At 36.0% G+C, this 26,147-nt stretch carries 26 protein-coding genes; 16 read left to right on the top strand and 10 right to left on the bottom strand.

Annotated elements, in window-relative coordinates:
• The first annotated feature begins 14 nt into the window (after positions 1–14).
• The 10 genes from MSG66_RS18095 (at position 15) to MSG66_RS18050 (ending at position 9,502) form a co-directional block, all read left to right on the top strand.
• Positions 15–824: a hypothetical protein gene (locus MSG66_RS18095; protein WP_324654824.1), complete on the top strand. Its 810-nt coding sequence runs from the start codon at positions 15–17 to the stop codon at positions 822–824.
• Between the two features lie 56 nt (positions 825–880).
• Positions 881–1,093 (top strand): hypothetical protein, encoded by a 213-nt coding sequence (locus MSG66_RS18090; RefSeq protein ID WP_324654823.1) that lies wholly within the window; start codon positions 881–883, stop codon positions 1,091–1,093.
• 205 nt (positions 1,094–1,298) lie between these two features.
• Positions 1,299–1,988, top strand: a complete 690-nt coding sequence (locus MSG66_RS18085) for a RusA family crossover junction endodeoxyribonuclease (protein ID WP_324654822.1) — start codon at positions 1,299–1,301, stop codon at positions 1,986–1,988.
• Positions 1,989–2,675 (top strand): helix-turn-helix domain-containing protein, encoded by a 687-nt coding sequence (locus MSG66_RS18080; RefSeq protein ID WP_133973095.1) that lies wholly within the window; start codon positions 1,989–1,991, stop codon positions 2,673–2,675.
• Between the two features lie 13 nt (positions 2,676–2,688).
• Positions 2,689–3,528: a hypothetical protein gene (locus MSG66_RS18075; protein ID WP_324654821.1), complete on the top strand. Its 840-nt coding sequence runs from the start codon at positions 2,689–2,691 to the stop codon at positions 3,526–3,528.
• Positions 3,529–3,616: 88 nt separating this feature from the next.
• A complete protein-coding gene (locus MSG66_RS18070) occupies positions 3,617–3,880 on the top strand; it encodes a hypothetical protein (protein WP_324654820.1) in 264 nt (87 codons plus the stop codon).
• 75 nt (positions 3,881–3,955) lie between these two features.
• Entirely contained in the window at positions 3,956–6,235 is a 2,280-nt protein-coding gene (locus MSG66_RS18065) for a phage tail tip lysozyme (RefSeq protein WP_324654819.1), read from the top strand.
• A 14-nt stretch (positions 6,236–6,249) separates the two neighbouring features.
• Positions 6,250–7,305 carry a hypothetical protein gene (locus MSG66_RS18060; protein ID WP_324654818.1) on the top strand — a complete coding sequence of 352 codons (1,056 nt, stop codon included), beginning with the start codon at positions 6,250–6,252 and terminating at the stop codon, positions 7,303–7,305.
• A 300-nt stretch (positions 7,306–7,605) separates the two neighbouring features.
• Positions 7,606–8,547, top strand: a complete 942-nt coding sequence (locus MSG66_RS18055; RefSeq protein ID WP_324654817.1) for a type II toxin-antitoxin system HicB family antitoxin — start codon at positions 7,606–7,608, stop codon at positions 8,545–8,547.
• A gap of 64 nt (positions 8,548–8,611) precedes the next feature.
• A complete protein-coding gene (locus tag MSG66_RS18050) occupies positions 8,612–9,502 on the top strand; it encodes a phage antirepressor N-terminal domain-containing protein (RefSeq protein ID WP_324654816.1) in 891 nt (296 codons plus the stop codon).
• Between the two features lie 860 nt (positions 9,503–10,362).
• Here the strand turns inward: MSG66_RS18050 and gorA are convergent.
• The 7 genes from gorA to MSG66_RS18015 form a co-directional block, all read right to left on the bottom strand.
• The gene (gorA, locus tag MSG66_RS18045) at positions 10,363–11,715 is read right to left on the bottom strand and encodes a glutathione-disulfide reductase (RefSeq protein ID WP_324654815.1); all 1,353 of its coding nucleotides are present in this window, start codon (positions 11,713–11,715) and stop codon (positions 10,363–10,365) included.
• Complete coding sequence (locus MSG66_RS18040; protein WP_324654814.1) at positions 11,708–12,922, bottom strand: MFS transporter; 1,215 nt, start codon at positions 12,920–12,922, stop codon at positions 11,708–11,710. The genes gorA and MSG66_RS18040 overlap by 8 nt, the downstream gene beginning before the upstream one ends.
• A gap of 238 nt (positions 12,923–13,160) precedes the next feature.
• On the bottom strand, positions 13,161–13,724 hold the full coding sequence (locus tag MSG66_RS18035) for a TetR/AcrR family transcriptional regulator (protein ID WP_133973115.1): 564 nt from the start codon (positions 13,722–13,724) through the stop codon (positions 13,161–13,163).
• A 96-nt stretch (positions 13,725–13,820) separates the two neighbouring features.
• Positions 13,821–14,375 (bottom strand): OsmC family protein, encoded by a 555-nt coding sequence (locus tag MSG66_RS18030; RefSeq protein ID WP_068556605.1) that lies wholly within the window; start codon positions 14,373–14,375, stop codon positions 13,821–13,823.
• A gap of 86 nt (positions 14,376–14,461) precedes the next feature.
• Positions 14,462–14,797 (bottom strand): carboxymuconolactone decarboxylase family protein, encoded by a 336-nt coding sequence (locus MSG66_RS18025; RefSeq protein WP_013197542.1) that lies wholly within the window; start codon positions 14,795–14,797, stop codon positions 14,462–14,464.
• Positions 14,798–14,824: 27 nt separating this feature from the next.
• Positions 14,825–15,619: an SDR family oxidoreductase gene (locus MSG66_RS18020; RefSeq protein WP_324654813.1), complete on the bottom strand. Its 795-nt coding sequence runs from the start codon at positions 15,617–15,619 to the stop codon at positions 14,825–14,827.
• 113 nt (positions 15,620–15,732) lie between these two features.
• Positions 15,733–16,140, bottom strand: coding sequence for a thioredoxin family protein (locus MSG66_RS18015; protein WP_324654812.1), 408 nt, complete (start codon positions 16,138–16,140; stop codon positions 15,733–15,735).
• Positions 16,141–16,422: 282 nt separating this feature from the next.
• Between MSG66_RS18015 and MSG66_RS18010 the strand changes: the two genes are divergently transcribed.
• Both MSG66_RS18010 and MSG66_RS18005 read left to right on the top strand, forming a co-directional pair.
• On the top strand, positions 16,423–17,532 hold the full coding sequence (locus tag MSG66_RS18010; protein WP_324654811.1) for an alkene reductase: 1,110 nt from the start codon (positions 16,423–16,425) through the stop codon (positions 17,530–17,532).
• An 84-nt stretch (positions 17,533–17,616) separates the two neighbouring features.
• On the top strand, positions 17,617–18,318 hold the full coding sequence (locus MSG66_RS18005; protein ID WP_324654810.1) for a DsbA family oxidoreductase: 702 nt from the start codon (positions 17,617–17,619) through the stop codon (positions 18,316–18,318).
• Between the two features lie 396 nt (positions 18,319–18,714).
• Here MSG66_RS18005 and cydB read toward each other — a convergent pair whose 3' ends face one another.
• From cydB to MSG66_RS17990, 3 genes are all read right to left on the bottom strand, one after another.
• A complete protein-coding gene (gene cydB, locus MSG66_RS18000; RefSeq protein ID WP_013197552.1) occupies positions 18,715–19,719 on the bottom strand; it encodes a cytochrome d ubiquinol oxidase subunit II in 1,005 nt (334 codons plus the stop codon).
• The gene (locus MSG66_RS17995) at positions 19,716–21,149 is read right to left on the bottom strand and encodes a cytochrome ubiquinol oxidase subunit I (protein ID WP_013197553.1); all 1,434 of its coding nucleotides are present in this window, start codon (positions 21,147–21,149) and stop codon (positions 19,716–19,718) included. The genes cydB and MSG66_RS17995 overlap by 4 nt, the downstream gene beginning before the upstream one ends.
• 154 nt (positions 21,150–21,303) lie before the next feature.
• Positions 21,304–21,753, bottom strand: a complete 450-nt coding sequence (locus tag MSG66_RS17990; RefSeq protein WP_032063020.1) for a DUF2946 domain-containing protein — start codon at positions 21,751–21,753, stop codon at positions 21,304–21,306.
• Positions 21,754–22,078: 325 nt separating this feature from the next.
• Between MSG66_RS17990 and MSG66_RS17985 the strand changes: the two genes are divergently transcribed.
• From MSG66_RS17985 to MSG66_RS17970, 4 genes are all read left to right on the top strand, one after another.
• Positions 22,079–22,489: a DUF2946 domain-containing protein gene (locus MSG66_RS17985; RefSeq protein WP_032063021.1), complete on the top strand. Its 411-nt coding sequence runs from the start codon at positions 22,079–22,081 to the stop codon at positions 22,487–22,489.
• A gap of 72 nt (positions 22,490–22,561) precedes the next feature.
• Positions 22,562–23,371 carry a Plug domain-containing protein gene (locus tag MSG66_RS17980; protein ID WP_171459061.1) on the top strand — a complete coding sequence of 270 codons (810 nt, stop codon included), beginning with the start codon at positions 22,562–22,564 and terminating at the stop codon, positions 23,369–23,371.
• Positions 23,372–23,410: 39 nt separating this feature from the next.
• The gene (locus MSG66_RS17975) at positions 23,411–25,516 is read left to right on the top strand and encodes a TonB-dependent receptor (protein WP_133973123.1); all 2,106 of its coding nucleotides are present in this window, start codon (positions 23,411–23,413) and stop codon (positions 25,514–25,516) included.
• 46 nt (positions 25,517–25,562) lie between these two features.
• A complete protein-coding gene (locus tag MSG66_RS17970; RefSeq protein WP_192835730.1) occupies positions 25,563–26,018 on the top strand; it encodes a copper resistance protein NlpE N-terminal domain-containing protein in 456 nt (151 codons plus the stop codon).
• The last annotated feature ends 129 nt before the right edge of the window (positions 26,019–26,147 follow it).

The raw sequence follows: 26,147 nt of genomic DNA, 5'->3' as shown, positions 1-26,147 counted from the left end.
GAGATAGTTTTTAAATGAATAAACGATTAAGCTCATCAATTGATGGGCTTTTCTTATATTTGAGAATTAATATGACTTTGGGTATTTGTAAGCTTTGTGGCGAAGAAAAAGAATTACAACGTTCTCATGTAATTGGTAAAACTTTTTTCAGCAGCATATTGCGTGACTCTCATAATAATGTCGCCACTCAATTTGAGTTTAAAAATAACACTGTTAAAGAAACGAATGATACATGGTACACCCGATTATTATGTAGTCATTGTGAGAGGTTTTTTAATGAGGAATACGAAAATTATTCAACTGCTGCTTTAAGAAGAAAAAGAAAAGAAATTGAAATAAATGAAAAAACTAACGGCGTTGCTTTTAAAAATGTAAATGTGGAAAAAATAGTTTTATTCATTTTTTCTATCTATTGGCGAGCTTCACATTCTGATCATGAAGCTTTTGCAGAATGTATAACGTTTCCAGAATTAGATAATGTTCTAATTGGAATCCTCAAGAAGAAAATTAAAATAGATCCACATTTGTTGAAAGTAAGAATCAGGTTGCTCAAAGATAGCACTAAATTTTTCGATGAAGTACTTATAAAGCAAATTATTATTTCGCCATTTATAAAAGAATTATCTAAGGGTTTTATGTATACAATGGTTGTTGAAGGTTATTTATTTGAAATATATTTCACCACAATAAATTTTAAATTTAGCAATAAACTAGGCTTTTTAGTTAATAAAAATGAGACTTATATACCTTATGTTGAGATTTTCTCTCATAAGGATATAAGAGAAAATCTATTTATAGGTGTAAAAAACATCAAATCTCACTAACTGCATCCTTATTGAATAAGAGTACAATCAAGCCATTAAATATTTTTGGCTAATTAATGAAAATTTGTATAGGTGGTGATCTTGACGGCCAAAAGGTTGATAAAGATGTTTATTCATTTATGGCATCGGAAATAGATGAAACAAAAACATCCGAATATTTCACTCAAAGTTATATCCTTGAGGACAAAACATATAAATTTTGGATTAATGTGGATATGGATTTCCATGATGCTTCTAATATTGTAGAAAAAATGCTTCGGGGAAGATGAAGTTAATAGTTGAAAACATGAGAAATTTATATTAAATTATGTGAACTAGTTATCGCTTTAGTTTTTGTAAGTTTATAGTCCGCAACTTCCCCAAGGTGCGGACTTTTTTTATACGTAATAATAATTAATGAATTGGAACTGAGGTCCTTTTTAATAAATCTAACGGTCAATAATTCTGGAACTACTTGTTAGATATGAAGTCATCATGATTAAGAAAAGTAACCGCCGTCAGTGGAGTGAATTTTTCTCAAATAATAAAAGACAAGAACTCTTTAAGGATTTCAATGTTTCAACTGGTCCAGACAAACGGAAAAAACAAAAAACTAGCTCATCTAAACATATGTTTTTCCCATGCCATGTAGAAAAAGAAATTGACGGTGAAAATAGTATATATAGTGGAAGCACAGGTGGTGTTATCATTTCTGGTAAGCAATTCATCACAATCAAATTGCCTTATGGATTAAGCGCTAACGAGATTTGGCGGGCTACAATTGATCAGAACGGAAAGCAAAGAAATAGTCTTTCGGTAGGTGCTAATAAGTATAAAGACAAGGTTCATAAGCAATATGGACCTATGTTTCGGGCACTTAAACTAAAAGCTATCGATCAACTTTGTGAGATTCGATTAATTGTTCAACCACCAATTAAAACACGGTCATATAGCGCTAAAACTTATCCACGGTTTGATATTGATAACTATCCAAAATTATTAATTGATAGTGTCAAAGGTGAAGGATTGCTTTTCAAAGACGACAATATTTTCATAAGTGAACAAATTCAGCTGGCAGAACCATGTGAAGAGGGTTGTGTTTGGCTTTCTTGTGTTTTAACTGATGAAACTGATTGGTTGTCAAAAACTGTAGATTTTGAATGGCTGGCTGGGAGAAGTATTTAAATGGCGAAAAAGAGCGATTTGCAACGTCGAGTACTCATTGGTAGAAAACTTGCAATGGCACGTGATATGTCTCAACTACGTCAAGAAGACGTAGCCATGGATATATTCGGTACACCACATAAGAATCGAATGAGTGAAATTGAAAATGGTAAGTTAATGCCCGATGCTGAATTACTATCTTTGCTCTGTCAAAAATATGGTGTCTCTTCTGACTGGGTATTAGGTTTTACTATTGAGCCAGAATTAGATAAAACTACTTCGGTAGCGGGAATTCTGTTTAATAGTCTTGGCGATATGATGAGTGAATATACTCAAGCAATGGCCTTTCAATTAAGTATGGCTGCAGCCCAGCATATTTCTTCATTTCCTAAAGCTTTAACAGTTGAGTTACTGGAAGCATCAAAAGGGCTTATTCAAGCTTGTTTATCACTCGACAAAACATCTCAAGAAAAAGTTTTACCGGAACTTCAAGCATTAATGCAAATTGTTCGAGAATGCGAACAAAATCGTGCTAAACAAATTCGTAACTTAGAAATGGCAATTGATGACGTTTTCCAGCGTGATGAAAACGATTTACAGGAAAAGGCATTGATTGACCTTATTCAAAATAGAAAGCGTTTTAGTAAAGCTTCATTGCAGCAACAATCTATAGCTGAAGTAAAACAAATAGGTCTATTTGCTGAGTAAGGGATAGACTGTAATGGCTCGCAAGATTGAATACTCTGAAGCAATTTGGAACAGACTAAAAGAGGTCTATGAAACTTCGCCTAAAGTCACTTGGCAAGGTTTGGTTGATCAAGTAGGCGAAGAACTCAATTGTGAGATGCCTTCGCCGTCTGTCGTTCGTCGTAAAGCGCTCGCTGAGAAATGGAAAAAGAAAGCTAAATCTCTAGTCAAGAAGACTGCACGAGAACTTAATAAAGAAATAAAAAAATTGACTAATAAAAACAATGGTCAAAATGAGACTCAAGATTCTGAAAATAAAGACAAAATTAATAGTGAAAATTCTGTCAAAAAAACGTCAAATATTGCTGAATTTAATAGTCAAAACTCAAAAAATAATGGTCAGCACAACGGCGGTCATTCATCTGTCAATGAAAACTATCTAAAGTCTGCAATTGTTGTAAAAAATAACCGTGTGAGAGCTCATAAATTAGGTGAGTTAATTACCGATACAATCGATAGCGTTATTCATATACGAGAAGAAGTACTTAATCTTAATAATCCTACAGAAGACGAGTTAGCACTGGTCAAATTCAAGATGGGCTTAATTAGTCAGGTTGTAGATTTAAACGTTAAGCAAAGTATTAGTATTTCCAACATAGCAAGGACAGAAGCCTTATTTTGGGGATTAGATGTAGATGATCTGAAAGACCAGTCAGAAGTCCAAGCACGGCGTAGTTCTGTTATATCTGGTGCTGAAGAGCGTATGGCAATTGCTAAAGCTAATATGAAGAAGAAAAAGGAAGAGGCATTTGCGCGCAAACTTGCATTAATTGAAGCTGGTGAGGTAGATCCAGAAGATGAAATTAACGAATAATAAGTAGAATTTTAGACTTTTTTCAAAATTATTAGCATGTGCTTACTATAATGTAGAGAACACTAATACTTTAAGGAGTTTGTTCACTATGACATCCAGTATTACCGCTGCTGAAGCAGCAAAAATTGCTGAGCAAAATAAACCTACGGTAATTTCTATTACTAAAGAAGTAGACGAAAGAATTAAGAGTGCTATGACGCACGGGGTTAGATTTACTTCTATCTCTTATAGTAAATCATCAGTGAATATTTCAACTTTAGAAGAGGTTAAGAAAGGCTACTTGAAGCAAGGTTTTGAAGTACAAATCTTCACTGAAAGTCCAAATGATGTTTCTTTTATTGTACGATTTTAAAGATTAGGAACCACATTTATTAGGACCTAAGGTTAACTGTAAAAATGCCCTATATCAGTATGGGGTATTTTTTTTATGGCTAAGCAAGAAAGCGGTATCGAGTACGATGATTTGGGTTTCATCATTGGAATGAAGCGAGTTGAAAAAAAAGTAAGCACGATTGATTCAAATATTGAAAAGATTATCGAAATACTTACTCAAAGCTTTGAAGAGCAAAAAGCAGAGTTTGCAAAGCCTCAGCCTAAACTGACTGAATTTCAAAAGATGCTTAATGCAGTCAATAATAGACCTGCTGTTGATTTCGAAGATTTATTAAAAGGAAAAGCCAATCCAATAACTAAGTCTTTAGTTGTTGCTGACAACTTCGTAAAAGATTTTGCTGATGTATTGGAACAATCAGTTAGTGAGCTTAATACAGCAAATAAAGAACGTATAAATCAGCCTAAAGCACGTAAGCCAGCAATAGAAATAAATAGCCATGAAGATTTGGGGAAGATTGTTAGCCCATCTACACCAGAACGTGACGAAAAGGGCCGTTTTGTATCTAACAATAATGATGCCCAAAACCAATCATCAATTAGAAAGGTTGCCCAAACAATTACAACGGCTATTAAAGGGGTAATGCCGAATTCACCACAAGGTGTAGATCCTACAGTTGATGCCATTAATGAAGTGGGGCATTTACTTTCACCTGTACGCCGTGCAGCTGGTTTAGCCTTACGGCCATTAACGGGCTTAATGCGTAGTAAAAAACGTAATGAGCCATTACCTCGTGAACAAGAGAACCATAACCGTAAACAAATAAAGTTATTGCAGCGTATTGCCGATAATTTAGCGGCTAAGGGAGGTTTGTTAGGTTCCTTAGGGAAATTACTTACTTCCGCTTTATCTGCTGGTGGCGGGATTCTTGGAGGTGTTCTGGGCAAAGGAAAGAAAGGTATAGGGAAATTAGGAAAGGGCTTGGGTAAAGTTCTCAAGTTTGGCCGTGGTTTACCCGTGATTGGTGCTTTAGCTGCTGGTGCATCACTTCTTGATTGGAAAGATCAAAGCACTAAAGAAAAAGGCGGTACTGTTGGTAGTCTTGCTGGGGGGGCTATTGGCGGTGCAGTAGGTTCTTTATTTGGTCCGGTTGGCACTGTAATCGGCGGTATGGCTGGTTCATGGATTGGTAATAAACTTGGTACCGTTGTTGCGCCGTATTTTAAAGAATGGACTGATTCACTTATTGCCGCTGATGTACCAGGTCTTATATCTACAGCTTGGAAGGGATTTGTCAGTTTTGCATCTAATGCTCTAGAACAAGCAAAAGGTACTGCTTCAAAAGTTGTTGATGGTGTAAAAGATACTGCAGGTGATACTTTAGATTTCATCAAGGATAAATTTAACCGGCTTAATCCATTTCATGACGGCGTTCCAACTTGGGGAGTAGGCCAAGGTGTCTATAAGCCGGGTTTTGGGGCAAATGCAAATGTTCCAGCATATGGCTCAACTGTTTCCCCTATTGGTGAAAAGACAAAGGAAAAACAACTTGCTGTCTATAATGCTATGAAAAAAGCAGGATTCAATGATAACTGGGCTGCAGGTTTAACTGCTTCTGTCGGTAGGGAAAATGACTACCAAGATAAATATCTGTTTGGTAAACATCAAGATAAAGCTGGTGGTACGAATATGGGTATGATCTCTTGGCAAGGAGCTCGTAAAGATAGGCTTACTGCATATATGAAAGAACGGGGATTGTTAGATAGCGGCGGGAATATTGTTAAGAGCCAAGCATCATTAGATGCTCAAGGTGCTTTTATGAAGCAAGAAATTAATACTAATCCTGAATATGCATCAGTTAAAGCTTATATTGAACAAAATCCCAATGCTTCAAGAGAAGATGTTGCAAGAGTTTTAGGGACTAAATATGTGAAATGGGCCTATGGTCAAACAAAGCTTCGCAATGGGAAATCATTTGACTACAGACCACATTTAGACAAGGAGTATAAATATAGAGCTAATATTGATAATTCAATTCAGGAAAAGAAGCCCAATTTACCTAAAGAAAATAAAACAGCAGTTACCCAAAATTCATCAACTAATATTGTAGATAACACTAGAGCAAAGGTAGCCAGTATTGTAAGCACTAAGAAAGCTATTGTTCCTCAGGCAACTAAAACCTCAAGTCCTCAGCTAGATAACCAAAACAAGTTATTGACGAAAGTTACGCCGTTTAAGCAACCACTAAATACTCCTAATCCGCAGGAAGTTGTTGTTGTAAATCAGAATAATGGTAACATCGGGCAGAATGTTAATGACCGTTTCCTTGCTCATGCACTTACTGGCGGTATAGGAATGGGGAAATTAGACATTTAGATTTAGGAATATTTATGACTTTAAAATTATTAAAATTTACTATCTTTGCCACAGCAGCTTTTACAAGTTATGTTCAAGCTGCCACTGGCGTTAAGGATATTTTGAGTACAAAAGTTACAGAGGTTAATCATGCAGCAACCAATTCGCCAAAATCGGTAAGTGAACTTTGCATTTTTAGTTGCAAATTATTAAGCACAAGTCCAGATGTGTCATATGGTGGCATCGAAGACCTTTATATTCTCTTGCAAGAAAAGTATGGTTTAGAAGCGAAGCCGAGCTGTAAATTCTATAAAAGGACAAGTGGCAATGTAATGCTAGATACTCAATATAAAATTGCAGCTTTACAGGGGATGCCAAACCCCGATGCATATTCAGATACCATTTTTAGAAATTTGATATATAAATCAGGAATATATTATTCTTCAGATGTAAATGTAGACATTTATTATGATTTAGTTGACATTGCTAGGATTAATAATCCGGAATTAGATGAAAATGACAAAAATAATCTAATAACAACTTTCCAAAAGCGTCATCGTTTTATTGCAAACAGTTGTGGTGAAAAATTTATGGTGGCCTATGACAAGTACTTAAATAAAGTGAGTGAGTTAAGAGAGGCTGAATATATTGAAGCAATTAATAAAAAGAATGCTAAAGAGCGAGAAAAGGAGGAATGGGAAGAAGAAATTCGTCTAGCAAAACAAGCAAGGGATCAAGCGGATGCAGAAAGGTCAGAACGTGCTCTAGCAAATGAAGCTGAAAAACGGGCAAATACCCTAAAAAGAAATCAATGCCAGAACAGCAATGGTTATAAGCTGTTTTTAGCATCATCCAGTGTTGTCAGTTATCGTAATAGTATTAAAGCTGGTCAGGATACTTTGAAAGAAGAAAATAGGTTCTCAAGTATTAGTGGCGTTACTCGTTTAGATCGTCGCTATGCTGCTGCTCAACGGATAGATAATGGGCAAAAAAATCTAAATCAAAGCTTTGCCAAGTATAAACAATTGGGTGGAAGTGCAAGTAGTATTGCTACTGTGACACCTCTAAATAATCCATGCAAGGGATTGTGATTTTTACAATATATTCAAGAAAAACTGCCGTGATGGTTAGACACGGCTTTTTTTTATACAAATACCTTGATCAATTCTCAACTTAAAGTAAGTGAAGCAAATAAAATTACATATAGAGTTGTAACTCTGTAAATCTCTAATTTTAGAATCTGAGGGATTTAAGTTTAAAATTAATAATTTCAATAAGTTGAGTTTCGCTTAATAACTATCTGATTTTAAAGTTGTTGACAATTTTTTTTTTAGAACTATTATGAAAAAAGGTATCTAAAAATCTGAAATATCATTAATAAGGAGTTCTTGGTGAAAAACTATACAGTTGCTGTAAAGATAACAGAATCTAAGTCTTTCTTTAAAAAAGATATTTATGAGGCTTCACTTTTTGATAAACCGAATGTTAATGCTACTGGTTCCAGTTATGACGAAGTAATTAGTAAGATATATGAGAAGACGCTTGAGTATTTTGATTTTCTAAGTGACCAAGGTCTTGATATTCCTGAGCCGACTGAAATTAATTCAGTAACATTTAAAAAACGTGATAAAGATGTTTTTTTTCATGTCATAACAATTGATACATCAATTTATGCGGAAAAGACTGAAAAGATTAACGTTACAATTCCCATATCTTTAACCCGAAAAATTGATGACTTTCTAAAAGATAAAGTACATAACTCAAATCTTTTCTCATCTAGATCAGATTACATTACTAAATCTTGTCAAAGATATTTACCTTATGCGAATTATCTTGCCTCGTTCTACAATAATGAAGATTTAATAATTGCTCACAGATATCACGAAAGTAATACGACGAGAAATTGTCTTAATTTGCTCGACTATTTGAAACTACCTAATTGTCAAGAAGTAATCCTATTTGCGACTCATCGTACACCTACTGATGGATTTAGTAGAGATGACGGACCTGAAACTAATTTGCCCCTCATGGGAGCAATTGCAAAAGTCCAATTACCAGGATTAAACGAGATTTATATTATTTTTGATGGACTTTTCCTAACTGCGCAAAGGAAGCCTCGCTACAATGAAGTAAAAGATGTGCTGGATACAGCTTTGGAAACAGATAAAACATCATTTATTCAATTATCAGTTCCATTTACTTCACAGTTAGACCCTGTGGAAGCAGTCAAATTATTAAGTGAATTTCCTAGACAGAAATTAACTAAGGAAACTCGACCTAATTTTTTTAATTTATTAAGTAATCTAACAGAAGAACAATATGTAAATTTTTAACCACAAAAAAGCCTCGCTGTCCGTGGAAAGAAAACGAGGCCTGTCATCGCTTAGGAGCAACAACATGCGTACTTTAACACAAATTAATGTACCTTTTCATAGTGCTGATTTATTGATTGTAGAATTTAATAATCAGCCATTTACTGCCATGCGCCCAATTGTTGAAGGTATGGGTTTAACTTGGCAATCACAATATGAAAAGCTAAAACAAAGGTTTAGTTCAGTTATCACTGAAATCGTGACAACAGGAAAAGATGGTAAACAGTACAATATGGTTTGTTTACCTGTCCGTAAACTTTTCGGTTGGTTAATGACGATAAGCCCTAATAAAGTAAAACCTGAACTCCGCGAAACAGTTATCATGTATCAAAACGAATGCGATGATGTGTTGTGGGACTACTGGACTAAAGGTCAAGCAATTAACAAGCGTTTTACCATTAGCCCTGAACAACAACATGCACTACTTGAGATAGTTGACCGCCGTGCAAGTAAAGATCGTAGTTTAAGAGTCTCAATGTGGATACGCCATAATCGCCACTTTGGCATAGCTAAATATAGCCAATTACTTTCAATCCATTTTGATGATGCGAAGCAGTACTTGGAAACTATCAATGTAATTGAAAAGCCTGAATCTGATCCACTTGAAAGGCTTGAGCATCTACTTGATAGAATAACTGCGCGTTATCCAGCATTAGAAAATCCGTTAGCTTATGAAATTGCACAGCAGATAGGTGAGAAGCTTAAGTATCAATCTCCACATGGGCCTAAAAACTTCTGGGTTTCGATTCAGGAAAACGGCGCTATTTCTGCTCAGCAACATTCACTACACCACACACCAGTTAATGTAGTGCAATTAAGGGAAAAGTTTAATGCGCTTTGGGATTTTTTACACAAAGATGAAGTGCTTGAGCTGGGGAAGGTGTTAAAGCGGTTCCCATATGAACCTGTGAACTGATAAGGGTATATCATTAAATTAAGACGTTCCTAATTGAACTCCCCTTATAAGAAAGCCAGCTAACTAGCTGGCTTTTTCATTTCATTTGACAAAACCTTGTATAGTTTTGGACAGATTTTTAATTATTATTTCTCTTTCATAACGAAAATCTAAAGATTTAGGAATTTGAACATTTAAAACTTTCTGTTGAGCCGGTGTTAGTGGAATTTTATCGTTCTCAATTAAATCAGTGTCCTTAAAGATAATATTTTGGCAATTATTAATACCAATCACAGGAATTTTGGACTTTTCACAACCTGTAATCTCAACAAAAATTTGCCAAGCTTTAAGTAATTTTCCTGATCCAAACTCATTGCCAACTCAAATGATTATTTAAATAAATATTTTCATATAAATAAGTGTCTATTAGGCATTAAATGAAATATAAGACTGTTATATATACATCGCAACTATACAATCAGAGAAGAAGAAAGAGCAGATGTCATGTATGATATAGTTTGACTATGATAGAGAGTAAAATACAAAGCACTATTTATTTTTCTGAAAGCATCTTGTAAAATTTATTCCCCTTCAGATAAACCTGCTGATTTTGAATGTCTAAAACCAGTAATTGGGTAGCCATATGGAGGCCCAGAGATTCAAGCTTTTCTCAGAACCTATACTAAATCGTCATAACTTAAATTAAAAGTATTTTTTCACTTTTAAAAATATAAACCCTATTGTTACCTGCTTTATGTTTCGATTAGTGTAAAGGCAATAAAAAAGCTCTCAATTTGAGAACTTTTTTATTAAATAAACAATTAGGCTCTACTATTTACAAATAGACATGAAACCATTTACTTATTCATTTAAGAATATAACTAACGCATCGTCACGAACTCTTCAGATGATGTAGGATGAATAGCAACGGTATTATCAAAGTCCTTTTTAGTTGCCCCCATCTTTAGAGCGACTGCAAAGCCTTGTAGAATTTCATCCATATTCAAACCAATCCCATGGATACCAACAATTTTTTCCTCTACACCAACACATATAAGCTTCATTTTAGTGAGTTGTTTATGTTGTGCCACGGCGTCATACATTGCTGTAAATGAAGATTTGTATACTTTAACCATATCTTTGCCAAATTCTTCAATCGCCTGTTCTTCTGTTAATCCAACTGTTCCAATAGGCGGGTGACTAAATACTACAGTGGGGATATTGTTGTAATCTAAGCATTCATTGGGCTTGTTATTAAATAACCGTTCTGAGAGCCTACGTCCGGCAGCAACTGCAACAGGTGTTAATTCAACCTTTCCAGTAATATCTCCAACTGCATAAATACCAGCGCGTGTTGTATTTTGGAACTTATCAACTTTGATAAACCCTTGTTCATCCAATTTTACATTTGTTAATTCAAGTTGGAGAGCTTTGGTATTGGGTTTCCTTCCAACAGCCCAAATAAGACAATCTACAACTTGTTGAGTTCCATCTTTTAAATGTAACATGATAGAACCGTCTTCTAATTTTGTTACTTTACTGATTTCAGCATTTTTATGAATTTTAATATTCTCACTCTGCATAATTTCTAATAATGCTTCTCCTAAGAACTGATCTAGATTACGTAGGAGTTTTTCGCGTCGAATAAAAAGCTGGACATCTGAACCTAATGATTTGAGGACACCAGCTATTTCTACTGCAATATATCCTGAACCCACAATAGCGGTACGTTTTGGTAATACTTCTAAATCAAAAAAGCCATTTGAGTCGATACCATGTTCAGCACCTTCAATTGCAGGCCAACTCGCTTCTGTACCAGTAGCTATGAGAATGTGATCAGCTGTTAATAAATCTCCGTTTACTTCAATTGTGTTTTTATCAATAAATTTTGCAAACCCGTGTATGACATCAACATTATTTTTACTGAGTACATTGTTATAAGAGGTATGAATTCTTTCGATATATGCCTGTCTATTTTTAATAAGTTTCTGCCAATCAAATGATTTTACTTCCGTAGTAAAACCATATGATGGCGCATATTGACGAATTGCATCACTAATATGAGCAGCGTACCACATCACTTTTTTAGGGACACAGCCAACATTAACGCATGTGCCACCAATATCTCCTGCTTCAATTAATGCACATTTTTTTCCATACATGGCTGCTCGATTTACAGAGGCTATACCGCCACTGCCTCCACCAATTGCAATATAATCGTAATGTTTAGACATGGATAACTCCTTTATTTGCTGAATAGTAGAATCCAGCAATACCTAGAATGGGGCCAATCAATAATATCCATGCTGAATCCAAGCCAATTATTTCAAAGGCATAGGTTGTCAATGCAATAGATATGATAGTCAGTGTAAAACCAATTGAATTTTGAATAGCTAATGCCGCACCAACTTTTTCGGATGGACAAGATTGGGCGGAAAGCGCAGAGAATTGCGGTGAGTCTGCAATAACAGAGGCTCCCCAGATCGCAAATAAAACCAATAAGAACCACGCAGGTAAAAAACGCCAGCCTAGAGCAAATACCAAGCAACTAAAACCTGAGATAGATAAAGATCCTATAGCAACATATCTATTACCTATATATTTAGAAAGATATCCGCCCACCAAGCAACCAATTGCTCCACATGCCATTACAAAAAAAGTAAGGAGCGAAATGTTGTTGTATCCCAATTTTTCTGGAATACCTGATTTAGCAATAAATAAAGGAATAATCGTCCAAAAGGCATATAATTCCCACATATGACCAAAATAACCTATAGCAGCTGCACGAAATTTTCGAATTTTGAAAACCTGAAAAGTACCATCTGATGACACTATATTTTGTGGTTTTGGAGAGGCTGTTGGGTCTCCTAGCTGGTAAATTAACAAGGCTGCAATCAATGCAAGACTTGAAGAACAGATCATGACTGTTTGCCAAGCAAAATGAGTGGGGAAACTATTAATAAAATAGGGAAGAGCCGTGCCTAATGTCAGCATAGCAACTAATTTTGCTAGTGCTCGCCCAGCCTGATGAGGTGCCCATAGAACGATAAGTTTCATTCCGATTGGATAAATCCCTGCAAGACATAATCCCACAAGAAAACGATATATAAGGGCATCCATAAGTCCATGAGCGAACCATGCAAAGCAGAAGTTAAAAAAGGCGCCTAATAGTGCTGAACAAACAAAAATATGACTGGCTTTAAAGCGGTCTGCTATTTCTGTATAAGCAAATACAAAAGTTCCAATGATAAATCCAGCCTGAACAGCGTTGGTAATCCAGCCAATATCTGCAATTGTTATCTGCCATTGTTGTATTAAATCTATTGCTGCACTATTTGCACTAAACCACAAGGATGTGCCCAATAGTTGAGCCAAACTAATAATAGTAGTGGCATGTAAGCCATAAATTTTTTTATTATTTTGAATGTTGTAACCTACCATGTAAGGCACTCCCATTTAGGTAGATACATATTTAAAGTACTACCGTAAAATTAGAGGTTGTCCGATGAATATTTCACCTGACATAAAAATTAAACTAATTTTGTTGGGATGGTCATAGTGGGTGCTATACATGGACGAATATAAAGGGAATGCTTTATTTAAAGCATTCCTATATTTTCTTTTATTAGAAATAGATTAGATATTTGAGTTTAAAAATATTTAAATATCCGAGCCAATCTTAAGAAAGCACGCCAACAATTTTTCCTATTACCTTAGGATCAAGTTCTGTTCCATTATTCATTGCCCATCTTACAAAACTACTGCCTTCCATTAAACTTAATAATTGAAAGGCTTTCTGATTTTCATCACCTTCGGCAAGTTCTCCATTTTCTACTCCTAAATGGATAATTTTTTCTATCCAAGATAATTGGATTTCAAAATATTTACGGGTCAACTCTTGCATGCTCTCTGGTAAAACAGCCATTTCAGCAGCAAGAGCTCCACATAACGGTAACATTCCTTCAGACATTGAGCTTCTAAATAAGGAAGCAAAGGCACAAAGACGTCCGAATGCATTAGGAAAATCACGTTCAATTTTTTCAAAATCTTGAATAGTCTGTTCAATATATGTTTCGACTATTAAAATTCCTAAATCTTCTTTTTTTGGGAAATAATGATGAATACTGGCTTTTTTAATACCAACAATCTTCTCTAAATCGGCATAACTAAAAGCAGCATAACCTCTTGATCTCAACATAAGCTCTGCTGAGTTAATTAAACTTTGGCGAGTATCAATGGTCATATTCGTAGTTCCCAGACTAGAGAGATTTGGCGGCATACTATAGCATTGTTGTTAAAGATGAATCATCTGATAAACGAGTATGCCACCCATCACATATTATTTGTTTGCAATCACTAATTGCGGTTTCATTCGAATTGATCGTGAAAAATTGGCGAAATTTGGTGAAGTTTTTAGAACAGCACTATGGATTTCATCCAATTGTTCTTGTGTTCCATCTGTATCAATAACTACAGTGTATTGGACTTCATCATATCCAGGATTAATTTTTTCATCTAAGCCTAAGAAACCTCTAAGATCAAGCTCTCCAGAAGTATCAATTTCTAATGAATTAATCTTGACACCTTTAGTAGCAGCAATAGCTACATAAGCAACTGTAAGACATGCATTAAGTGCAGCCATCAATAATTCTTGTGGATTAGGTGCACTATCTGTTCCTAAAATTTCATGAGGTTCATCAGCAGCTATATGGAAGTTACGTTCATAAGTCTTACCAAAGAGTTCATAAGATTTCACAGTTGAAACAGAACGTGTTTGACCCGCCCATCTTGTTTGTACATTAAAACGAGCTTTTGAAGTAGTAGGATTCTGGCTTACTTTATCTGCAAATTGTTGAAAAGCATTTAGATCAATTTCATTTACTACATTGTTCATTATAGAACTCCAATTAAGATATAAATTGTGGTGAATGGAGAATAATTTCCCCATCACTAAGCTTGTCTATGTAACCTCTGGTGAAGTTACATTTCGTCATAAGCATCTAAAGTTCGTGCCGAGTACACATAGGCTGCACCAGCATTTAAAGCGATAGCAGTTCCTAAAGCTGCCGCAACTTCTTCTTTTGTAGCACCTGCTTTTTTAGCCGCGCCCGCATGAGCTGATATACAACCATCACAACGCGTAGTAACTGCTACTGCCAACGCAATCAACTCGTGAGTTTTTGCGTCGAGTACTTTATTTTCACGCGTTGCAACTTCTAAGTTGTGAAAAGCAGTGGCAACGGGTTTATTTGCTTTTGCAAAATTACCAATGTTTTTAACCAATGCAGATAATCTGTTAGTCCATTCACCGTTCATTTTTGAAACCTCATCATTTATTAAATATTATTTGCCTAGTTTTCTTGATGCCATGACACCACCATCAACATCCCAAATAGCACCAGTTACCCAAGATGTTTTTTCAGAAAGAAGGAATACAATAGTTTCTGCTACATCGTTTGGGGTACCGTTTCTTCCTAAGGGATGGAAACTATTGAAATCTTGAAGTGCATTATCTAATTGATCTGAAGGAATGAATCTTTCAAAAATACGGGTTTCCACCATGCCGGGACTAACAGCATTTACTCGAATTCCATGTTCTGCTAGCTCTGCAGCCACATGACGGGTCATAGCTTCTAAACCCATTTTTGCCATTGAGTAGGCAGATGCGGTGACAGTTTCGATAGCTTGGCGAGCTGCAACAGCAGAAACATTTACAATTGAACCTTCTTTATTCTGCGCAACCATTGATGAAGCAACTTGTTGGGTAATAAAGAAAAATGCGCGGTTTAGATCCAGAAAATTGTTATAGTCATTTAGCGAATGCTCTAGGAAGCTTTTAGGATAAAAAATTCCTGCTGAATTAACTAATAAGTTAATGTCTTTATGTTCACTATCCAATTTGCTAATTAACTTTTGAACACTATCAAAATTTGTTAAATCAGCAGTCAGTGCAAAAACTTGTTCTTCAGTTGTTATAGCAACTAATTGTTTACGGGCAGTCTCGGCTTTATCTGTGCGATTGCCAACAATTACTACAGTCCCACCTTGTTCAGCAACTTTCTTTGCTGCTTCTAAACCAATGCCACTAGTGCCACCAATGACGAGAAGTTTCTTGCCTTTAAATTGTTGCTCACTCATATGATCACCTAATCATTAATACCAATCAAAAAAGTAGCCTACCTACTAGTTGGTTTGTAGATTATATAGGCTAATTTTAAATGTCAAGCACTAGCGGAAAATAGTTTGGAAAATTATTCAGCTTTAATCTCAGATTTCGTTAAGCAAAGAGAACCAATGGAACTCTTTTCTTCGTTTTGCTCATCATTTTTTGATTCGTACTTTATGAGTTCTTCTAAAGCTTTTTGGTAATCGGAGATAGGCTTTACTCCTACAATACGATGGATTAATTGCCCATCTTTGAACATTAATACAGATGGTAAACCCCATATATTATAACGGGTTGTTAAAACTGGCGCCTGATCAACATTAACTGTGCCAATAGTTAAATTAGCTTCAATACTTTTCACAAATGTATTAAATAAACTTTCGCTATTGTGGCACGGTGGACACCAAGGAGCATAAAAACGGACCATTGCTAAGCCTTCTTTCCATTCAATTTCATGAAAGCTATCTTCGTTTAAAGCATGTAATTTACGCATTATAAAACTACCTCTTTTCTGTATTTGCAGATTCAGAATTCATTTGGTGAATAGTATTTAATCACTTATTGAGCGCAATAAATTTCAGCGGTAAATTAAAAATACTATTGCCTACCTACTAGTTGGTTGATATAGTGGCATCAACTTATCATTTGTGCAATAGGAATGAGGGAGTGCAAATTTCGTACTTCTAAAACAGGTCAATGCCTGAGTCATTCACTGAATGATGAGTGTGGTTAAAGAAATTTCTTAATTATCTGTAAATCTCTCTAGAGGTCTGTGATGAATAAATTATTCACTCCCCATAATTTGGTGGATATCCAATTAAAAAATCGCGTAGTAATGGCACCCATGACGCGTACACGAACATTGAATGGGGTTGCAGATGAACTTACTGCGCTTTATTACTCCCAGCGAGCTTCCGCAGGTCTAATCATTACTGAAGGCTTACCTGTGTCTGAAGAAGGGCGTGGTTATTTATATACGCCTGGTTTATATAATGATGAACAAATGCAAGGATGGAAAAAGGTTACTGAAGCAGTGCATGCAAAAGGTGGTCGTATTTTTGCTCAGCTCTGGCATGTGGGAAGAATGTCGCATGTTTCAGTTTTACCTGATAATCAAGTGCCTGTTTCTTCTGGGGTTATTCCAGCGACCAACACTACAGTATTTGCATATACTGATTCGGGTGAACCCGGTCCAGTTGCGCCTAGTAAACCTCGAGCTTTAGAAACTGAAGAAATCAAACGTGTTACTCATGATTTTGTTAAATCTGCACAATTAGCAATTGAAGCTGGGTTTGATGGCATTGAAATTATGGCTGCAAATGGATTCATATTTGACCAGTTCCTCAGTACTGAGTTAAATAACCGAACAGATCAATATGGCGGAACTGTTGAGAATCGCCAACGTTTTCTTCTAGAAACTATTGATGCTATTTCCCAAGAAATTGGCCATGACAAAGTGGCTGTCCGACTTTCTTCTTTTGGTCGTATTTATGACTTGGCACCTTATGAAGGCGAGATTGATACTTGGGCAAATATTGCGTCAGCTCTTGGTAAACGTAAATTGGCCTATGTCCATTTGTACTATCAACCTACCTATGAAACAGCACCTTTAGAAGCCCAAAATTTTAAAACTTTATTCAGAGAAACTTTTTCTGGAACTATCATCGCAGCTGGTGGTTTTAATCAACAAAGTGCTGAGGCGGCATTAGAAAAAGGTGAGGTTGATTTAATTGCGTTTGGTGTCCCTTATATTGCTAATCCCGATTTAGTAGAGCGGATGCAGAATAACTGGCCCTTGGCGGAAAGTGATCGCACAACATACTACGGCGTAAGTGGATCTCCAGCAAAAGGCTATACAGATTATCCAGAATATAACGGCAAATAAACAATGGGGTGCCTAGTTATTTTTTGACACTAGGCATTAAAACTTCTTTGTTTTTAAACATCTAATGAATTTACTGAGATATTTATGAAAACTCTTCCTTCACAAATTACCGTAGATATATGGTCAGATTTTGTTTGCCCTTGGTGCTGGATTGCTAAAAAAAGATTTGAGAAAGGTTTAGATGCCTTTGAACATAAGAATCAGGTAACTATCCAATATCACAGTTACCGTCTAGCAAGTGGCCTTACACCACAGCCTTTTAAAGATGCATTGTATAAAAAAATTGGTGGGAAAAGTGGCGCTGATGCGATGATGAGCCATGTAAAAAGTGCAGGTGAGCTAGAAGGTCTGGTCTATAACTTTAATAGTATGCTTTTTGGCGATACTTTAGATGCCCATGCCATTGTAAAGTTGGCGCAACAGAAGGGTGTTGGTGAACTATTAACAGAAAAGTTTTTTAAGGCAAGCATAACTGAAGGTAAGTCTATTTTTGATCATAAGGTGTTGGTTGAGCTTGCTAATGAAGTTGGAGTTCCTCGTGAAGAAGCTAACAGTGCCTTTAGTAATATTTCGTTGAAACAAGAAGTTTTAAAAGATGAAGCCAGTGCACATGCGATGGGTGCTAGTGGAGTGCCGCTTTTCATTATAAATAATAAATATTCAATCAGTGGTGCTCAGCCTATAGAAACTTTTTTAAGTGCATTAGAGCAGGTATGGGAAGAAAAGCAGAATGAATTAGTGATCACAGAGGGTCAAAGCTGTGGCATTAATGGTTGTAGTATTTGATTGTGTAGTTGAGTAAATTGATAGGGAGAACTTATGTATCACCCTATCAATTTTTAAACATACGGTTACAGCAGTTAATGTATGAATTTTCATATTACTATTATCCTAAACTAATATTTTAAGTGCTTTATCTGGTCTATTTATAACCATAAACTAGAGGGTTGTCATAAGTTAACTTATTTTTTATTATAATAATATTGGTCATTTTGTGTATCTCGGAACATTCTATTTATAGAGACGTGCCAAAAATAAAGACCATGCTAATGCATGGTCTTCCTTTAGTAAGCTAGTTGCAGGAGCAATCTAAATATTATTGCAATAAAAAGTAAGCTGAAGAAACCAATAAGCCAAAGTAATATAAACCATTGTGATTGAGATAATCTCATCGAATTTCTCCTAATGATAGCCCTCATCGCCAACACGTACTTTATCCCTAAATACCCAATATGCCATGATGGTGTAGATAATGATAATCGGGATTAGAATCAATGCACCGATCAGTGCAAATAGTTGGCTATTGGCTGGAGCAGCCGCATCCCAAATGGTAATAGAGGGTGGAATAACATAAGGGAAAATACTGATCAGAAAACCTGTATAGGCTAAGAACACTAATGCCAAGGTATATAAAAAAGGCATGGACTCCTGATGTTTTTGACAAGCTCGAATCGTTAAAAAGGTGAAAACCACTACTAGAATCGGAACTGGACTGAAATATAAAAGTTGAGGTGGATTAAACCAGCGTTCAGCAATTATTGGATGTGCCATTGGTGTATATATACTCACCGCTATAAATATCAGTAACAATGCTATGATCAGCCTTGGCATTAAACGATACATAGCGCTTTGCAATACATCATCCGTTTTCATGATGAGCCAGCCACAGCCGAGTGCAGCATAAACAACTACCACACCTACACCTGTGAACAGTGAAAATGGTGTTAACCAGTCTAAACCACCACCTGCATAACGCCCATCGACAATATTTATTCCCTGAATGTAAGCACCAAGAATTACACCTTGTAAAAAGCTAGATAATACTGACCCGCCTATGAATGCCGCATCCCATAAGGGCTTGCTACGATTTGCTTTGAAACGAAATTCAAAAGCAACACCTCGAAAAATCAACGCAATAACCATTAATATAATTGGTAGATAAAGTGCTGATAAAACTGCGGAATAGACCATTGGGAATGCTGCAAATAAGCCAGCACCACCAAGTACCATCCATGTTTCATTACCATCCCAGACAGGCGCAACGGTATTCATCATCACATCTCGTTCTTGCTGATTTTTGATGAATGGAAACAAAATACCAATACCGAGATCAAAACCATCAAGTACAACATAAATGAAAACGCCAATGGCAATAATTACAATCCAGATTAAAGATAAATCAATCATGGAGAAGCTCCTTGATCTTTATCATCAAGATATTCATTTGCGGCACTGAGTGGTCGCATAGGTGTTTTAAAATGACCGACACCGCCAATTTCATCTTGTTGGCTATAAATAAATTCAGGGCCTTTAAGCATAAGTTTCAACATGTAATAAATGCCAATACCAAAAACAATGCAATACACCACGACAAAGATAATCAGAGTTAAACCCACTTGCTCGGCTGAAACAGGAGAAAGAGCATCTTTTGTACGCATAACACCGTAGACCACCCATGGTTGACGGCCTACTTCTGTGGTAAACCAACCTGCGAGTAATGCAATAAAACCTGATGGGCCCATCAATAATGCGAAACGATGAAACCATTTACTTTCAAATAGTTTCCCTGTTTTTCTCAACCATACTCCTGTAAATGCCAGTAATAGCATCAACATGCCTAAACCAACCATGATACGGAAACTCCAAAAAACCACGGTTGAATTAGGACGATCTTCAGGTGCGAAGTCTTTTAAGCCTTTAACTGAGCCGTTCATTGAGTGCGTAAGAATAAGGCTTCCTAGATTTGGAATTGCAATTGCATATTTGGTACGTTCTTCTTGCATACTCGGAATACCAAATAAATACAATGGCATACCTTCATCATAATTGGTCTCCCAATGTCCCTCCATAGCTGCAAGTTTTGCTGGTTGATGTTCAAGCGTATTTAAACCATGTGCATCACCAACAAAGACTTGTAAGGGGGCTAAAATCAAAATCAGCCAAAGTGCCATAGAAAATGACTTTTTAACCAACTCGTCTCGACGACCTTTTAGTAAATGCCAAGCTGCGGTGGCTGCTACAAGTAAAGCTGCAACCATAAAAGCAGCAATTGCCATATGAGCAAGCCGATAAGGGAAAGAAGGATTAAAGACAATTGCAAACCAATCTTGTGGAACGATAATGTCATTTTCAATTGTGAATCCTTGAGGAGTTTGCATCCAACTGTTTGAAGACAAAATCCAGAACATTGAAATACAGGTGCCAATTGCAACCATAAGGGTGGCAAAGAAGTGGGCTTTTTTACCAACACGTCCCCAACCAAACAGCATAATACCTAGAAATCCTGCTTCTAAAAAAAAGGCACTAAGAACTTCATAAGTGAGCAATGGACCTGTAACGCCTCCTGCAAAGCGGGAAAACTCGCTCCAATTGGTACCAAATTGATAACTCATCACCACACCTGAGACTACACCCATCCCAAAGGCAACAGCGAAGATTTTGACCCAATATTTAAATAGGTCTTGGTAGATTGGATTATTTGTACGCAACCAACGCCATTCTAAAACTGCTAAAAAACTTGCAAGCCCAATCGAAATTGCAGGAAAGATAATGTGAAACGATACCGTAAATGCAAACTGTATTCTTGCTAGTTCAAGTGCTGTTAAACCCAGAGTCATACGCGTACCTCATCTTTTTGTTGATGAGCTAAACTTATAGCTATAGACATTTCTACCCGTTTAAGAGTATGAAAATAAGGAAAAAACATAGTGATAATCTCTTGAAAATATTAATTTTTCAAAACTAGAGTTTTGAGCTTCAAGTGGAAGATCATCAAAGAGGAGGGGCACGCCCTTGTGGAATTAGAAATAGTTGCTGGAGTTGAAAGAAAACGTGAAAATTGTTTTCAACAAAAGCAAGAAACCGGACCTGAATTCGAATAAGAATTTGTTTTAGATCAAGGTCAGGTAAGGGTACAACATGGCTGTATACCACACAGTACTGACATTGATGTCCTGTATCATGGTGATGGTGGCTTGCTACTGTAATGTCAGATGAGGTGGCGTGTGCTGCATGTTCCATGTGATGAGACATGCTGTATTGCTGTTCTGATGTACTGTGGTGATCGTTACTAGAAGGTGCAACAGAATGATGAAGTTGTAATGCTTGAGCAATAGTCTCACATACTGGAGAAATTTGATATTTCTCTGGCAGTAATGGCTGTAAGAACACAGCGATTTGTAACAAGACTGCATATAATCCTAGCAATCTTCCAAAAACCATCAACACCCAATTAATCTCTTTCTAAAAATCGGTTGCGCCCTACTATAACAAAAATCTGATTATCTCAAAGTTATAATTGATATTTCTTATAAATTGAGATTTCTATCTATTGAAAATGAAGAGGCACAAACTATTTTAATAGGGGGGGATTAAACTTCTTATTTTTATTTAGGATTTATTATAAGATCGTTGTGTCTATAGTGAGACAAACTTTTACGTATAGTGTATACACTAACAATTGCTTACATTGTAAGGGCTGTGTTAAATTGTCATCGTCTCAATATTGAAAAAGCTTATCTTGAGAGTTGCTCTAGCCCTTGCCCTTATGGCAATGTTTCTGCAATCCGTTGTATTTATACAACCATTATTGCCAGCACAATACCGTATTGCGCTGGTCTGTGTCACTATTTCCGATGCTTTTTCCAATACTATAACTACTGCTCAACAACATAATTCCCATCATTTATCTGATCATTCAGATCAGCATCACATGATGCATGAAGATCAAAAAATCTATAAAGAACAAAGTATTCACCAACATGATATTGGACATGAATGTCCATTTTGTACGGTATTTGCCAATTTAACTACTGGCTTGGACTTTAGTCTTGAAGAAGTCTTTGACCGACTTTTTGTTCGAATGTTGGCATTTGAGCGTAATTTTCAGCATATTTATTTTGCTTTACAGCGTTTATATTTATTGCCACAAGGGCGAGCACCTCCTTTATTTGCTTAAATTTCAAATGTTTTATGTTTTGAGACATCCATTGGGTGTCTTAGCGGAAATTTATGCTTAAAAGGAATTGAAATGTCTCAATTCAAGTTAAACTCATTCTTAAATGGGAACTGTTTTATTGTTTCAACTCATGACGTATCAAAATCAATTTTGATTAATTCTGCTTTGTTTTATCGACTAGGTTTTACTTTTTTGGTTTCGGGATTATTTGGAACCACTACTTTTGCCTCAGATGATTTACAACAAACAGTGCAATTACCAATATTAGTTATCGAAGCGCGAAAAGATCTAAATACCGCATCTCTTCATTTAAAACAGGTGAATACAACAGAAAGTCGATTAGGATTAACCTCTCAAGAAATGCCAGCGACAGTTCAAATAATCACTCAAAAAGAAATGCAAAAGAAAGGTTTAAGAACAGTTAAAGAAGCCTTTGGGAATGTGACAGGTGCAACCGTTGGAAATGTACCAGGTATTCCGGCAGTTCTGACGATGCGTGGCTTTTCTGGAAATATGAATACTGTTTTACAGGATGATGTTCGGATTGGTACCTCTACTTTTGTTGCTCGTGATTTAGATGTCTGGAAATATGAAAAAATAGAAGTACTAAAAGGTCTATCATCTGTTTTATTTGAGGAAAAGGCCTTAGGCGGTGCAGTACATGCAAGTGGTTTCTATACCGATACTGCTAATACATATTTCGTAAAAGGCTATACGACATATGATGCATCACTTGCGTATGATCTAAAAAATATGACTTTTACGCTTTGGGGAAGAAATTTAGCCGATAAGTTTTATGGCGAATACTCTGGTTATTCATCTAAGCAAATTTATATCGGGGCACCAAGAAATGTTGAGCTTGATGTGACATTTAAATCTTAAAAGCTAACAAACAGTCTATTCATAAATTCAGAGTCGTATATGTCTAAATTTTTATTTCATCCACTAGCGTGGAGTATTTTTATCATTCAGTGTTCAACAAATACAGTTGCAGCTGAAAAGCAATTGAGTTTAGATGAAAGCACAGAGCGGTTACCAACGATTACGGTTACTGCTGAGAAACAAGATGAGAGGCATACTTCCTCACAGGCGATTACTCAGTTTAATCATGATTTATTGGATGTACCTTTTACAAAATCCCATGTCTCAGAAAAAGATATTCAAAACTATAATGTTCAAGGTGTTAATGATGCTTTGGCTTTTGTAAATGGTGTCGTCTATCAAGATAGTTATGGTGGCGGTTTCTGGGATAACTACTCATTTCGTGGATTTAGTACTGACCCTAATATGGGAACGATCTATATGCGTAATGGTTTAAGTTCTGTGAGTGGCATTCATAGTCCACGAGATATGGTAAATATTCAAGCGGTTGATTTCTTAAAAGGTCCTATGGCTGCGATGTATGGTCAGGGAGCAATTGGTGGAATTATGAATATCACCACTAAACAACCTGAATGGCAACGTAAGAGTACTTTAAGTCTTAGCGGTAGTATTTTAGAGGAATATCGACTCTCGGTTGATACAACTGATGCCATTAATGAGGATTTTGCTTATCGTTTAGGCGCCTCTTATGAAGATAATAAAAGTTTTAGAGATCAAGTAGATAATCAGCATTATTATCTTGCACCACAATTAGCTTGGAAGATATCAGATCAAACCCAATTAAATCTTGATACGGAGTTTGCCGAATATCAAGGTGTCTTTGACAGAGGTATTCCAATGGTTGATGGCAAAGTTGCTGTAAATAAGAAAACATTCTTGGGTGAACCAAGTGATGGCGATATTAAAATTAAGGATCAGATGTATCAGTTACGTTTGAATCATGAGTTTGACGATAATTGGAATAATACGACAGCGCTTACTTACAGCCATGGAGAGCGTGAAGGTACTTCTACCGAAATTGGTTCAATTGCTACAGATGAAAGAACAGCAAATCGTTTCCGTCGAGCTCGTCAATTTGAAACTGACACGATAAATTTTCAGTCAATTTTACGAGGTAAGTTTGATACTGGTTCTCTAAAACATGAGTTAGTAACTAATATAGAAGCTGGGCATTATACGATTGACCAAATTCAGCGAAGAAATGCAGCAGGTACAAATAGTCCGATTGATATTTATAATCCAGTTTATGGCCAAAATATTTTAGTTCTGACACGAGTGACTAAAAATACCAAAGAAACACAAGACATGATCGGTATTAATATTCAGGATCAAGTATTTTTAAATGATCAATGGAATATCTTATTGGGAGGGCGTTTTAACCGCTTAGAACAGCAGATTGATAACCATCAAACTTTAATTTCTTCACAACAAACATTTACACCGTTTACACCACGAGCCGGTATTAATTTTAAACCAACTGACCGTCTTTCATTTTACAGTAACTGGGGTAAAGGTTTTGAACTTAATACTGGGTTAAATAAAAACAATGAACTTTATGAACCGGAAAAAACGAACAGTTGGGAACTAGGTACTAAATATCAGTTTTTACCACAGAGTTGGTTAGGTTTAACCTATTTTGATTTGGATAAGCGTCATTTGCTTACAGAAGGTATTACTGATAGTTATGTTGACAATGGTCATGTACAAAGTCAGGGGCTTGAAGTTGAGTTACAGCATCAATTTAGCGACCGTCTCCGAGTGAATGCCAATTACACTTATACTGATGCTTCAGTCATTGAAAGTGAAGTGGATAAAAAAGGTTCAAGACTTAAAAATATTCCTAAGCATACAGCAAATTTAAGTGCTGACTATCAATTGAATATCTTTGGTCATGAGGCAGGACTAGTCGGGAATATTAACTATTATGGACAGCGTAGTGCGAATTATATTGATAATGGAACAACTTTACCTGAATTTACAGTAGTGAACATTGGTGGTTATTTACAGATTCGTCCTGATCTACGTGCCCAACTCAATATAGATAATCTTTTCGATAAGGATTATTACGTTGCGAGCTATACTAATTTTTGGGTACAGCCTGGTGAACCATTAAAAGCAACTTTGCGCTTTGATTGGTCTTTCTGATTTTTTAAGTGAGATAGTGAAATTAAACAGATTAAGTTGAACCGTGATGAAGAAAAGATTATTGAGCTCTTTTATTTTTGCTAGCTTAATGATGGGTTGTGACCAGCATGAACAAGCTACAAATAATGAGAAAGTCAGTTCAGAAGTAAAAAAACCTTTAGATGCCCAACTTCAAAAATGGGTAGGTCATTATAAAGGAAGTCTTCCTTGTGCTGGTTGTGTTACATTTTGCGATGAGTGTAATGGCATGAATGTAGATTTAAATATTCATGCAGATCAAACCTTTCGACTAGAAAGAACGAGTAATAGTGATCACAACAAGCATGAGTTGTATGTTGGAAGTTTTAGCTTCTTGGATAATGGGAAAATAAAGATTCAACTACAGAATGTGAAAGAACGAAATCAGCTAATTTTAGGTAGTGGTTATGTTGAAGTCTTAGAGACTAAGACGGGTTTACCTTATCAGTCCTTTGAAGATTTCCAACTCGATAAACTGACCTGAAAACTATTAGGCGCTATAAAAATAGTGCCTAATAGTAGAAAATTAATAAATCCATATATCTAAGTTAATAGGATTAGATAAATTAATACTACTGACAGGACAATAGTTAGTTGATGTTAAGCTGTAACC

It is taken from the genome of Acinetobacter sp. IK31, from assembly GCF_035615195.1.
GTDB classification, from domain to species: domain Bacteria; phylum Pseudomonadota; class Gammaproteobacteria; order Pseudomonadales; family Moraxellaceae; genus Acinetobacter; species Acinetobacter calcoaceticus_C.
The sequence above is the reverse complement of the archived record's forward strand: the minus strand, read 5'-3'. Positions and strand labels throughout refer to the sequence as shown.